Source organism: Crenothrix polyspora (assembly GCF_900163755.1).
Taxonomy (GTDB): Bacteria; Pseudomonadota; Gammaproteobacteria; order Methylococcales; family Methylomonadaceae; genus Crenothrix; species Crenothrix polyspora.
Genome location: NZ_FUKI01000144.1, coordinates 1 through 12,350, shown reverse-complemented (window position 1 = coordinate 12,350; position 12,350 = coordinate 1). Strand labels below are relative to the sequence as shown.

11 protein-coding genes and 1 tRNA gene are annotated in these 12,350 nt (G+C 45.9%); 5 read left to right on the top strand and 7 right to left on the bottom strand.

Translation table 11 applies throughout. The annotated features are described in order from the left end of the window. Positions 1-432 precede the first annotated feature (432 nt). From CRENPOLYSF2_RS14615 to CRENPOLYSF2_RS14600, 4 genes are read left to right on the top strand one after another with little or no spacing between them, the layout of a single operon-like run. Positions 433-1,572 carry an MlaE family ABC transporter permease gene (locus CRENPOLYSF2_RS14615; RefSeq protein ID WP_087144687.1) on the top strand — a complete coding sequence of 380 codons (1,140 nt, stop codon included), beginning with the start codon at positions 433-435 and terminating at the stop codon, positions 1,570-1,572. Then, the gene (locus CRENPOLYSF2_RS14610; RefSeq protein WP_087144686.1) at positions 1,569-2,384 is read left to right on the top strand and encodes an ABC transporter ATP-binding protein; all 816 of its coding nucleotides are present in this window, start codon (positions 1,569-1,571) and stop codon (positions 2,382-2,384) included. The genes CRENPOLYSF2_RS14615 and CRENPOLYSF2_RS14610 overlap by 4 nt, the downstream gene beginning before the upstream one ends. Continuing rightward, positions 2,377-3,369, top strand: coding sequence for an MlaD family protein (locus tag CRENPOLYSF2_RS14605; RefSeq protein WP_087144685.1), 993 nt, complete (start codon positions 2,377-2,379; stop codon positions 3,367-3,369). Before CRENPOLYSF2_RS14610 ends, CRENPOLYSF2_RS14605 begins: the two co-directional genes overlap by 8 nt. A gap of 2 nt (positions 3,370-3,371) precedes the next feature. Next, positions 3,372-3,923, top strand: a complete 552-nt coding sequence (locus CRENPOLYSF2_RS14600) for an ABC-type transport auxiliary lipoprotein family protein (protein ID WP_087144684.1) — start codon at positions 3,372-3,374, stop codon at positions 3,921-3,923. A gap of 104 nt (positions 3,924-4,027) precedes the next feature. Here the strand turns inward: CRENPOLYSF2_RS14600 and CRENPOLYSF2_RS14595 are convergent, their stop codons facing one another. Further along, positions 4,028-4,459: an HIT domain-containing protein gene (locus CRENPOLYSF2_RS14595; protein ID WP_087144683.1), complete on the bottom strand. Its 432-nt coding sequence runs from the start codon at positions 4,457-4,459 to the stop codon at positions 4,028-4,030. Positions 4,460-4,557: 98 nt separating this feature from the next. Between CRENPOLYSF2_RS14595 and CRENPOLYSF2_RS14590 the strand changes: the two genes are divergently transcribed. Beyond that, the gene (locus CRENPOLYSF2_RS14590) at positions 4,558-5,604 is read left to right on the top strand and encodes a hypothetical protein (RefSeq protein ID WP_087144682.1); all 1,047 of its coding nucleotides are present in this window, start codon (positions 4,558-4,560) and stop codon (positions 5,602-5,604) included. A gap of 160 nt (positions 5,605-5,764) precedes the next feature. Here the strand turns inward: CRENPOLYSF2_RS14590 and CRENPOLYSF2_RS14585 are convergent. The 6 genes from CRENPOLYSF2_RS14585 to CRENPOLYSF2_RS14555 form a co-directional block, all read right to left on the bottom strand. Beyond that, positions 5,765-5,851 (bottom strand) — tRNA-Leu (locus CRENPOLYSF2_RS14585). Between the two features lie 98 nt (positions 5,852-5,949). Further along, complete coding sequence (locus CRENPOLYSF2_RS14580; protein WP_176371133.1) at positions 5,950-7,287, bottom strand: replication-associated recombination protein A; 1,338 nt, start codon at positions 7,285-7,287, stop codon at positions 5,950-5,952. A 219-nt stretch (positions 7,288-7,506) separates the two neighbouring features. Beyond that, positions 7,507-8,151, bottom strand: coding sequence for an outer membrane lipoprotein periplasmic chaperone LolA (lolA, locus tag CRENPOLYSF2_RS14570; protein ID WP_087144680.1), 645 nt, complete (start codon positions 8,149-8,151; stop codon positions 7,507-7,509). A gap of 18 nt (positions 8,152-8,169) precedes the next feature. Beyond that, positions 8,170-10,524, bottom strand: a complete 2,355-nt coding sequence (gene mrcB, locus CRENPOLYSF2_RS14565) for a penicillin-binding protein 1B (protein ID WP_087144679.1) — start codon at positions 10,522-10,524, stop codon at positions 8,170-8,172. A 185-nt stretch (positions 10,525-10,709) separates the two neighbouring features. Next, the gene (locus CRENPOLYSF2_RS14560) at positions 10,710-11,705 is read right to left on the bottom strand and encodes a zinc-dependent alcohol dehydrogenase family protein (RefSeq protein ID WP_087144678.1); all 996 of its coding nucleotides are present in this window, start codon (positions 11,703-11,705) and stop codon (positions 10,710-10,712) included. Positions 11,706-11,767: 62 nt separating this feature from the next. Further along, a complete protein-coding gene (locus CRENPOLYSF2_RS14555) occupies positions 11,768-12,250 on the bottom strand; it encodes a hypothetical protein (protein WP_087144677.1) in 483 nt (160 codons plus the stop codon). Between the last annotated feature and the right edge of the window lie 100 nt (positions 12,251-12,350).

The window sequence follows — 12,350 nt, the reverse complement described above, 5'->3', positions numbered from 1 at the left end:
CGAAAAATACGAAAGACACGAAAAAAAAGCGTGTTTATAAGTAAATCACTCAGATCATAATAGCTCTATGGTGCGGGAATAGTTTTAGTCACGACTTATGCTTTTGCTTTCTTTCGTGTCTTTCATGTACAAACTCACCGATTAAACCCGTAAAATAACATTGCAACCCAAACGTTTTAAGCTCAAAATCTTTCACTACCCTACCGTGACATCCCTCTTTGTCAATAGTTACAGCGTAACCGTTCGCACTGAGCTTGTCGAAGTGTGCCGTTCATGCTTCGACNNTTCATGCTTCGACAAGCTCAACACGAACGGTGGCTGTAACTGTCCTAAGTTGAAAACGCTGTAGCTAATTATAGCGCGTGTTTATCACCGACAAGCGCCGTAAAATCAGCTACACTGCACGCAACCGTTTAAGCCGAAAACATCGCCATGACGAACCCCGCCCTATCATCTGCTACAGCGCCCAGCGTAGACATTACTACCCAGCAAGGCCAGAGCCACATCACGCTGCGTGGCTGCTGGGATTTACGCCATATCGCTGTAACAAAAAAGCCGTTGCAACTTGTTAAAGACCACGGCCATGACAACAACTGCCACTGGGATTTAACCGCCATCAGCAAACTGGATGGTTCTACCGCGTTGATTTTATGGCAAGCCTGGGGCGAAAAACTGCCGCAGCGGTTAAACATCAAACCTGAACATCAAGCCCTGTTCGAACGCTGGCAACAGCAAAAGTCACTCACCGCGCTACCTCAACCTACCGCCTTGGCACGTTTTATACAAAACAGCCAAGAGCAGTTAGTCGATACGGCTGAGCAACTGCGTAACGGTGTGGTGCTGCTAGGCCAACTGGTACTGGATGTGGGATATTTAATCCGCACCCCCAGCGCCCTGCCATTGGCAGAAATTTCCAACACTATTTACGATGCCGGTGTAAAAGCGCTCGGCATTACTGCCTTGGTCGGATTTTTGATCGGCATCGTGTTAAGTTATTTATCGGCACTGCAACTGAAAATGTTTGGCGCGGAAATCTATATTATCGATATTTTAGGGCTTAGCATTATCCGCGAGCTAGGCCCCTTGCTGGCCGCAATTTTGGTCGCAGGGCGTTCAGGTTCTGCGATGACCGCACAAATCGGTATTATGCGGGTAACCGAAGAGTTGGACGCGCTGTCAGCAATGGGTATCTCGCATTCCTTGCGCTTGGTACTACCTAAAGTGGCAGCGCTCACCATCGCCATGCCTTTACTTGCCGTCTGGACCAATGCAGCGGCGCTGTTAGGCGGCATGTTATCCGCCAAACAAAGCTTGGACATTGGTTTCCAGCAGTTTTTTATTAAACTGCCTGATACCATTCCCTTGGTCAATGTCTTCATTGGCCTGGGCAAAAGCGCAGTGTTTGGCCTGATGATTGCCCTGGTCGCCTGTCATTTCGGCTTTCGTATCAAACCCAATACCGAAAGCTTGGGCAATGAAACCACCAACTCAGTGGTTGCAGCGATTACCTCGGTGATTATGATTGATGCGGTATTTGCCATTCTGTTTATGAATGTCGGTATGCCTTCATGAACACCGTACAAGCCAACAACTACGCCATCCGCATTGAACACGTATGGACACGCTTTGGTGATGCCAGCAAAGGCACCGACAAGATCGTGCATAAAGACATTAATCTGTGTCTGAACAAAGCTGAAATACTGGGTATGGTGGGTGCATCCGGCTGTGGCAAAACCACGTTGCTACGGGAAATTATCGGTCTGCACACACCCAGCCAAGGTGAAATTTACGTGATGGGACAGTCTTTACAACAGCTAACATCTGTCTCAGAAAAAAAAGCCGCGCTGCAAAGCTGTGGCGTGTTATTCCAAAAAGGCGCATTATTCAGCGCCTTGGATATTTTTGATAATATCGCCTTTCCGCTGCGCGAATTAGGTCTTACCGATGACAACTTGATTGAACGGCTGGTCTTTATGAAATTGGCTATGGTAGGATTAACCCCCAAGGATGCCCGCTTAAAACCGGCGGATTTATCGGGTGGTATGATTAAACGGGTAGCATTGGCCAGAGCATTGATTCTGGAACCGGATTTATTGTTATTGGACGAGCCCACCGCAGGGCTGGATCCTATCGCCAGCCAGGATTTTGTCGATTTACTCCAGCAATTACACAAAGAACTGAATTTTACCGTGGTACTCATTACCCACGATTTAGACGTGTTACGGGATCTGTGTACTAAAATAGCGGTATTGGCCGAACAACAGCTGATTGCGTTTGGCACATTAGAGTCAATTTTGGCACAACAACATCCATTTATTCAGCAATTTTTTCATAATACCCGCGCCCAGCGGGTATTTCAGTATCAAGAGACACAACATGGGTAAAACCAACCACGCACTGGTAACCGGTTTATTTTTACTGACGTTAATAAGCGCCACGATAGCAGCTGTCTACTGGATTGGTCATCTCGACCGCGAACGCGCGGTGTATGTAGTGGCTACCCAGACCTCAGTATCGGGTTTAAATCCGGAATCAACCGTGTATTTTCGTGGTATTCCGGTCGGCAAAGTCATCACCATCCAGTTCGACTCCCGTAATGCCGGTACTATTTTGGTGGCCATTGAAGTCGATAAAGAGGTGTTACTGTCCAAAGGCGTGTATGCCACTCTGCATTTAAAAGGTGTGACTGGCCTTACGCAATTGGAACTGGAAGACAACAATAAAAACCACGAACGCTTGCCGCCAGGCGATAATCCCGCCAGCCGTATTCCGTTAAAACCGTCAATTACCGATAAGCTGCTTGATACCGGTGATGTGCTGCTCAAAAAAGCTGATCACCTGATGATGCGTTTTAGCGCCATCTTGAGTGACGAGAATGAAAAAAATATCGGCGGCATTCTGACTAATATTAAAAATCTCACCGACAAACTCAACACCTTACAAAAGAGCATTGATACTGCGTTGGTCGGTGTACCAGAGCTTAGCAGCGAAGCCCGCAAAACTATCAAACATTTCGATAGTCTATCAACCGACAGCAGCAAGACGCTGGCGCATATCAATGCCCTCAGCAATGATTTGCAGAGCCTTAGCAAAGAAGTTAAAAAGCTCAGCCAAAAAACCGGCGGTTTTGTTGATAAAGCCGACGGGGTAATCAATAAAGCCGGGAATTTTATGGATAACGGTATCAGCACCAGTGACGCGCTGTCGCAAACTACGCTGCCTAAATTTAACGCCTTGCTAACCGATTTGCAAGCCACCAGCCAACAGGTTAAACGCATTGCCATGATGCTGGAAAACAATCCGCAAGCCTTATTGCTAGGGCCTAAACAACAAACACCGGGGCCTGGCGAACCTGGCTACGAGGAATAATCATGACACTTACCCGCTGTAGCCTTGCCCTGTTTGTCGCGCTGTCTGTAACTGCCTGTGAAATCACCCCCAAACAGCCGGATGTACACGATTTTGGTTTACCAGTAGGTCTCGGTAGCAGCAACAATGTCAGTGTGCCCAACATCGACATCGATGCCCCAAAGTGGATTTGGGATACCCGTATCCGTTACCGGTTACTGTATAAATCGCCTACCAAGGTTAATTTTTACATGTTAGATCGCTGGATTGCTACCCCGCCGGAACTGTTTAAGCAGCAGTTAGTAGCACAGGGCAAAAGCTTGCGTTACCCGTTATCGATTAAGTTTCTGGATTTTGAACAGCAGTTTGATAGCGTCAAGCAAGCCAAAGTGTTTATACGCGTGTCGGTAACGGCGTTTTCTAACACCAATAAACCGCTGGCGACGCGTGAGTTTCAATGGCAACGTTTAACGCAAACGCCGGATGCCAATGGCGCAGTGCAAGGTTTTGCGGTGTTGGTACAAAAGGCGGTGAATGATATTGATAGCTGGTTGGCGAATTTACCGATACCTTAATGCCGCATCACGGGCGCTGTCATCATCATTGTGCCTGACTTTTTCATAAGCAGCCTATCTTCTAACAGTTCCGCTTTTTCAAGTCCAATTATTATCGACTGCACTTATGACTTGAATGTAAGAGGGCCGCTTAATTCATTTTGAATAAAATTAACCGTAGCCAACAACTGCGCGTCTGCATAAGGTACAGCAGCAAACTTCCCCCACACTGGCGCAGGCCAGGCAATATCACTTTTATAGCGCACAATATGATGTATATGCAATTGCGGAACCAGATTACCAATCGCCGCGATATTCATTTTATCGGCTTTAAAACCAGTAGCAAGTAGTTTAGCAAGCTGACTGGACTCGTCACTCAGTTGAATACGCTCTGCGTGTGATAACTGATAAATTTCAGAAATACCGGCAATTTGAGGCACTAAAATAAACCACGGGTATTGGCTATCATTCATCAACAATAATCGGCACAATTGAAACTGACCAATAGAGATGCAATCTTGCTGCAAGCGCGGGTGTAATTGAAAAGCTGAGGACATAGGATTTTAAAAAAATGAATAAAGACTATTGAAATAAACCCAGAAATCGGTGTAATTTATGGCTTCATTTAACTATAAAACCTATAAAAAATGCCATCATGTCCGCTCAATCAATTTCAACTCATGAAGTAAGTGCCCATGCCACAGTTGCTGTGTCATTTAAGCTGCTACTAGGATTATACGCAATTATTCCCGCGTGTTTATTACTAAGACTGTTCGATAACTGGTTCTGGCACGATTATTTACAATATAATCTGCCCAGTAGCCCCTACCATTTTATTTTATTCCAAATTATGTTCGGTACACCGCATATTATTGCCAGTGCAATTGTGTTGGTCAGTAATACCGAATACCTGAACCATTACAAACGCCATGTTATTTTGATGACATTGGCTATTAGCGTCGCTTACTTTGTAGGTAATCTGTTTATTCCCTATCGGGCGCTTTACGTGATTGTGGCTTCGTGGACGGTGTATCACGTACTTAAGCAGCAGCACGGGATTGCACGGGGCATCTGCCGCTTACCTAATCGAGACTATAACGTGGTGTTATGGCTAAGTGTGGCTGCGGGGCTGTGTGTTTATATCGGTATTTTTTTACGACAAGGTCTTACGGCTGATCAAACCGGCTGGCTTAAGGTCGTAGCGACTTTGTTATGTCTGGCGTTGACTGTAAGTACGATTAAAGCGCAACACCATGTACATACCTCGTTTGGACGCTGGTTTTTGTGGTCGAACGTATTGTTGGTGTTAAGTAGCTTTTATTTGTATGTACAGCAATATTATTTTTTAGCCATATTAGTACCACGCTTTGTGCATGATGCCACTGCTTATGTTTTTTATGTAAGCCACGATTACAATAAGCACCACGCACAACCGAAAAACTTCATTTATCGTTATGCAGAACGCTGTGGTGTACATGTATTTGTGGTGCTGCCGGTTATTTCATTCGTGCTGGCTTTTGTGTTGCAGGCGTACGGGGATACTGTCGTTAATGCCATAACTCAATTGTTTTTTGGCACTGAATTTTATCGGGTAATTACCGTAGGCTTGCTAGGTTATTTGGCGTTAATGCACTACTACACCGAAGCGTTTACTTGGAAAGGCGATTCGCCTTATCGGCAATTTATTACTTTTAAAAAATGATTTGCAACTGAAAACGTGTATTCAATAAGAAAATATTATTCACAAAAAACTCACTACAGCACATTTTTTTATGTAAAAAAATCATTTAGTTTTCAAAGACAATAAAAAACCCGCAAAGTTAAAAACTTGCGGGTTTTTTAAAAAATATTTACTGCGTATTTGGTACCGGAAAGAGGACTTGAACCTCCACGAGCTTGCGCTCACTAGCACCTGAAGCTAGCGTGTCTACCAATTTCACCATCCCGGCATAGAATCTTGTATGAGCTTTGCATTATAACGTATAACTTTGCTGCGTATCAATTAATCCACCCTAAAAAATACTGCAATGCGTTATCTTTAATGCACTTATTTTTTAACGCATTGATCCAACTCGTGCAAATGTTTTAGTTTATCGCGGATTTTAATTTCCAAGCCGCGCTCTACTGGCTGGTAATAACGAGTCCCTGTTAATTCTTCTGGAAAATAATTAACCCCGGCCGCATAGGCTTCCGGTTCATTATGAGCGTAACGGTATTCTGTGCCATAATCCAGCGACTTCATCAGCTTGGTCGGCGCATTTCTTAAATGCAGCGGCACAGCCAAACTGCCGGTTTGCTTAACATGGCTCATCGCCGCATTGTAAGCCGTGTAAACCGCATTACTTTTCGGCGCACACGCCAAATACAGCACCGCTTGCGCCAAGCTTAACTCACCTTCAGGGCTACCTAAACGCTCTTGCGATTCCCAGGCATTAATAGCAATTTGCAACGCCCTAGGATCAGCGTTGCCAATGTCTTCAGAGGCCATGCGCACGATACGCCGCGCTAAATACGCCAAATCACAACCGGCATCCATCATCCGGCATAACCAGTACAATGCAGCATCTGGCGAACTGCCACGCACCGATTTATGCAGCGCTGAAATCTGATTATAAAATTCTTCACCTTGATTATCAAAACGCCGCGTGCCACCTATCAGTACTTCTTTGGCGCAGGCATCATCAACAGTCTCTGAACCTTTGGCGGCAGCCAATTCAACCGCAATTTCCAATAAATTTAACAAGCGCCGCGCATCGCCATCGGCAGCTTGGGCAAACTGCTGTTTCACTGTAGCCGACATCTGAATATTTAACGCCCCCAAGCCACAGTGCTCATCGCTTAAAGCTTTGTTTAGCACATTAAGTAAATCATCAGCTGTTAGTGCATTAAGCACATACACCCGCGCCCGTGACAATAAGGCATTGTTTAAACTAAACGAGGGATTTTCGGTGGTTGCGCCAATAAAATAAATCGTGCCATCTTCGACATGCGGCAAAAATGCGTCTTGCTGAGATTTATTAAAGCGGTGGACTTCATCAACAAACAAAATAGCGCGTTTGTGTTGTTCTTGTTGCAATTTTTGCGCTTGTGCGACTGCCGCTCTAATCTCCTTAACACCGGATAACACCGCTGAAATCGCCATAAATTCTGCATCTGAATGCTGGGCGATTAATCGAGCTAACGTAGTTTTACCTGTACCGGGTGGCCCCCAAAAAATCATCGAGTGCAAGCGACCGGAATTAATTGCCTCGTACAAGGGTTTTCCAGGCTTTAAGATGTGTGTTTGGCCAACATAGTCTTGTAACACCCTTGGGCGCATTCTATCGGCCAGTGGTTTGTTTAACTCATCAAACAATGAACTATAAGGACTTACCTCAGCGCACATTAATTCTTGATTTTGCCAGCTTTGTATTTATAGTCGTCATAACTGGTGTTTGCTTTGTTTAGGCACTCGTTACTCTCAGTTTGGTTGGGCATTGTATAGCACTGTTCACGTTTCCAAGATTGCCCTGCGCCATAAATATGTTCTGCAGTGCATCCACAGATAAGTGCCGTGATAATGATGATGTACAGACATGTGCAATTCTGTTTCAAAATAGCCTCCTTAATCACCAAATACATCCACACCTTTAGGCGCCACAAACTCAAACAACGTCGGTTTTATCGGGGGATTAAGCAAGACATTAGAAAAATAAATCCGCGTCAACTGGCCAAAATTATCACTGAGTTCCATGCCTGCGATGGTTTTATTATTAAAACCAATCAACACGTATTTAAAACTGCTGTCCTGACTTTTCGGCGTGAGCTTTACCCATTGCATATCGCCATCATCGCCCTGCTCTTCCATCGTGTAATTATCTTCTAACGCCACATCGCCGCTTAACAATAAAGCCGGTGTTGAACCTAACGATTCATCGACTTTTTTAACCGTTACCTGCTCTAAATCAGTATCGTAAAACCAGACTTTACCGGCATTAGAGACAATCTCTTGCTTAAACGGTTTTTGATAATTCCAGCGAAATTTACCAGGCCGCTGCAAATAAAACACCCCGAAACTGGTTTGGGTAGGGTGACCAGCTTCATTGATGGCCACTTGTTTAAAATCAGCCGTCAATGATTTTGATGCCAATAAAAACGCCTTTAACTGTACAACCGGTTTAACGTCGCCGCCCGTACCCGCCAACACAACGCCGGTATTAAACGTTATTAATGCAAGAAACAGCCATCGTGCTACATGAGTTTTTTTCATTACTATTCTCTAGTTTAGTTATTCAGTAAACAAATCTTCAAACCACTGTTTATCATCTTCTTTAACAGCTGGCGCAGCACCACACCCAGACGTTGCTGTGGGTGCAGAACCTGCGATATACGGGTATTCTCTAGCACCAGCACAGCCTTTATTGGCCAATAATCCATTACGCGGATCAACCCAGGTCATCGCGATGTTATCGGGCGGGGTTAACAGCACGGGTTGCGCTGAAATCTGCTTCATGAGCGATACCCACACCGGTAACGCACCTGTTGAGCCAGATAAGGCGATAGGTTTATCATCATCACGCCCCAGCCACACTACCGACAAATAATCGCCGGTAAAACCTGCAAACCAGCTGTCTTTGGCATCATTAGTAGTGCCGGTTTTGCCTGCCAAGCCGTAATCTTTAGCAAACACTTCGTAAGCGGCCTTTCCAGTACCCTCGCGCATGACACCTTGCATCATGGTATTAACAATATAAGTTGCCGCAGGATCAATCACTTGTTTAACCACAAACGGGTAGCTTTGCAGTTGTTCGCCTTCTGCCGATACCACGGCACGGATGCCCTTAATCGGCGTAAAAAAGCCATCACCGGCCAGAGTTTGGTACATCTGCGTGACCTCAAGCGGCGTTAACGAAGACGCACCTAACAGCAAAGACGGATACAGCTCCAACTCGCGGCTTACGCCCATGCTTTTTAAGGTTTTGGCTATTTTGGCGATGCCCACATCCATACCGACACGCACAGTGGCCAGGTTATAGGATTTTGCCAACGCGGTATGCAAGGGCACACGGCCATGCTCACGGTGATCGTAATTTTGTGGCTCCCAATCTTTGCCGGATTCATTTTTTACGTGAATCTCGGCATCACTCACCCGCGTGGTGATGGTATATTTATCTGGCTTTTCCAATGCTGATAAATAAATTGCTGGCTTTATCAACGAACCGATGGGTCTAACCGCATCTAGCGCACGGTTAAAGCCTTGGCCAGAATCATCTTTGCCACCCACAATCGCAGCAATTTCCGCGTTATCTCGGCGTGTTACCACCACCGCCGCTTCCAGATGATTGGCATTAGGCATTTTTTCCAGCTGCGCCAGTTTTTTGGCGACGGTAGCTTCCAAGGTATCTTGAACCTGAGTATCCAGTGTGGTGAAAATGCGTAGGCCTTCGGAGGTAATATCCTGCTCTTTATAATCTTCTTTTAACTGGCGCTTCACAAAATCCAGAAACGCCGGATAACGATTGGATGCACGATGGGTGCGGGGAATAACGCTTAAGGCTTGTGCTTTAGCGGCTTTTGCTTGTTTAACCGTCAAATAATTTTGCTGTACCATCGCATCCAGCACCAAATCACGTCGTTGCAATGCCCGTTCCGGAAAGCGTCTTGGGTCATATTCAGACGGCCCGCGTACCAGGGCAACTAGCGTCACCAGCTGATCCAGATCCAGCTCTTTTAACGGACTGCCGTAATAAAATTCGCTGGCCAGCCCAAAACCATGCACACCATTAGACCCATCTTGGCCAAGGTAAATTTCGTTTAAATACGCCGCTAAAATTTCATCTTTGCTGTAACGGTATTCCAAAATCAACGCCATTAACACTTCGCGCACTTTACGCCACAAACGACGTTCGGAAGTCAGGTAGAAGTTTTTGGCCAACTGCTGTGTAATGGTACTGCCACCTTGTACTAAGCCGCCGGCGCGGACATCGGCCCAAATTGCACGGATAATACCGCGCACCGAAACACCGTGATGGTGATAAAAATCACGGTCTTCAGAAGCCAACAGGGCTTTAATCAAAGGAGCGGGTGCATCTTCTAGCTTGATGAGTACGCGATCTTCTTTAATAGTAGGGTAAAAACTGCCGATTTGCACCGGCTCCAAACGCACCAACGCCATTTCCTGAGCTTTTTTTAGATCAGTAATTTTTTCAATACTGTCACCGGTAAAACTCAAGGCCATCTTGACACTGCTTTGCGCCTGATCCCAAAAATTAAAATCGCGGGTTCTTACGCTAATTTGTGCGCCATTTTTAACGTAAGTCCCCTCGGTAGACAGCAAATCATCCGCGCGATAATGCAAGCGTTTTAATAAGCTTTCAAAACCACTGGCGCTCAGGCGTTGCCCTGCATACAGCTCCAGTGGACTGGCATAAACCCGCGCCGGAATCGCCCAGCGTTTGCCGTCAAATTGGGTACGGACACTGTGATCGAGATAGCCCATATAAACAGTTAAACCTGCGCCACCGCCCAGTAAAGCCACTAGCGACAGGTTTCTCAACCAATGCGAGCCGCGCTTAGCTAATTTACCTGCTCTTGTTTTTGTTCCATACCTGGAACTGCGTTTTTTGGTCGTTTTTTCTGCCATATCCTTACATCATTAATTTAGCGTTGACGTGATGTATTATACATAAACCTACAAGCTGAAATTGATCACTAGTGTATCGGGTAGAGCTGAACAGCGTATGAACGGTTGGTACAAAGTGCAAGGCAGGGGGCTTCCTATGATCGCTGCCTATTACAACTAATATTTATTGGTGGTTAAAAATAAACTCAGGCAATCTCCAAGACAATCTTACCTTGGGTGTGGCCTGCTTCAATAGCCTCATGCGCTAACTGCGCTTGCTCCAATGGCACTATTTGGCTGACATGCACGCTTAATAAGCCTTGTTCAATATAGGCTGCACACTGATTTAAAATTTCAACATGCTTGTCTCTGGCCTCGTGCAAATCCCGTAGCATGGGCGTTAACATCAGTTCATAGCCAATCAGCAAATTACGCATTCTGGCTTCAGTTGAATTAATATCGCCTGGATCAAGTAGCGTTATCAAGCGACCAAAATGTGCCGTCACCGCGATACTTTCTTTAAAAACAGCTGCGCCGACAGTATCAAACACCAGATCCGCACCTTTGCCATCCGTCAATTGGTTAACCGCATCGGCAAAGCCATTGGGCTTGTACAGCACAACCTCATCCGCACCTAACGATGTCACAAACGCCCGTTTTTCGTCTGAACTGACGGTCGTAATAACCCGCGCCCCTTTCAGCTTGGCCAATTGAATGGCAACATGACCGACACCACCGGCACCGGCATGAATCAATACCGTTTGTCCTGCTTGCAGGCCGCCACGATCAAACAACGCACCCCAGGCAGTAATCAATACCAACGGCAAAGCGGCGGCCTCTGTAAAAGATAGATTGCTTGGCATCAGGCTTGCCCAGCGTTGATCCAGTACGGTCACTTCAGCGTAATTGCCTTGTTCTCGGCCTAAACCGCCGTTGCAAAACCAGACTTTATCACCAATGCTGAATTTATCTACCGCACTGCCGATTTCTGTCACTACGCCTGCGCCATCACAGCCCAATACCGCAGGTAAAGGCTGTGCATAAAACACGCCGTTGCGCCGAACTTTGGTATCAACAGGATTAACACCGGCGGCGTGGAGTTTTACTTTAATCTGGGTTGCGGCGCTAATGGCAGGTTCTGCAATAACTTGCAGGCTTAAAACATCGGTGTTACCGACGGCGATCATGAGTATGGCTTTCATAGTACGTGTTATGTTGTAGTTATTGAGCGCCACAGTTAAAAGTGGCGAAGACTTAAAAGCATTTATTCAACAGTAGTATTTTTTACCCGCGTTCCCAGCAAGTAATCACACCAAGGCCAGGTAACACACCAGTTTGCCGAATAATTACTACCTAAATGGTGTTCGTAATGCCAGCGTAAATGTGTGCGTGCCCACACCGGATCAAGATGCGCTTTACGGTGTTTGTAATAATACAGCGCCAACGAGACATACACCGCGCTAACAAATATGGGGTAAAACCATCCCATAGGAACATGCATTATGACAATGCCAGCTAGAACAACCAACTCTTTACTTTGAGTGTTCCAGGTACTCAGGTTAATAGTTTGATAGCCTGGATCAAGCATCGCATGCTTGGCACACACAGCATGGTGCTCATACCAGTGATACGCCCAAAAACTGTGCCGATTTTTGCCTAAGCCATGCAAGATATACTTGTGCATACCCCACTCACCGGCATTTGCATACAGTAAACCCAGCACAAATTGCACAATTAGTATCAGCATATACAGCGTTTTCACAGTTCAATAGTTACAGCGTAATCGTTCGCACTGAGCTTGTCGAAGTGTGCCGTTCATGCTTCGACAAGCTCAGCACGAACGGTGG

Coding starts and splice junctions, on each gene's coding strand:
- CRENPOLYSF2_RS14580 (WP_176371133.1), bottom strand. CDS start 7,287: ATGTGCGCTGAGGTAAGTCCTTATAGTTCATTGTTTGATGAGTTAAAC.
- CRENPOLYSF2_RS14595 (WP_087144683.1), bottom strand. CDS start 4,459: ATGTCCTCAGCTTTTCAATTACACCCGCGCTTGCAGCAAGATTGCATC.
- CRENPOLYSF2_RS14615 (WP_087144687.1), top strand. CDS start 433: ATGACGAACCCCGCCCTATCATCTGCTACAGCGCCCAGCGTAGACATT.
- mrcB (WP_087144679.1), bottom strand. CDS start 10,524: ATGGCAGAAAAAACGACCAAAAAACGCAGTTCCAGGTATGGAACAAAA.
- CRENPOLYSF2_RS14610 (WP_087144686.1), top strand. CDS start 1,569: ATGAACACCGTACAAGCCAACAACTACGCCATCCGCATTGAACACGTA.
- CRENPOLYSF2_RS14555 (WP_087144677.1), bottom strand. CDS start 12,250: ATGCTGATACTAATTGTGCAATTTGTGCTGGGTTTACTGTATGCAAAT.
- CRENPOLYSF2_RS14560 (WP_087144678.1), bottom strand. CDS start 11,705: ATGAAAGCCATACTCATGATCGCCGTCGGTAACACCGATGTTTTAAGC.
- CRENPOLYSF2_RS14605 (WP_087144685.1), top strand. CDS start 2,377: ATGGGTAAAACCAACCACGCACTGGTAACCGGTTTATTTTTACTGACG.
- lolA (WP_087144680.1), bottom strand. CDS start 8,151: ATGAAAAAAACTCATGTAGCACGATGGCTGTTTCTTGCATTAATAACG.
- CRENPOLYSF2_RS14590 (WP_087144682.1), top strand. CDS start 4,558: ATGTCCGCTCAATCAATTTCAACTCATGAAGTAAGTGCCCATGCCACA.
- CRENPOLYSF2_RS14600 (WP_087144684.1), top strand. CDS start 3,372: ATGACACTTACCCGCTGTAGCCTTGCCCTGTTTGTCGCGCTGTCTGTA.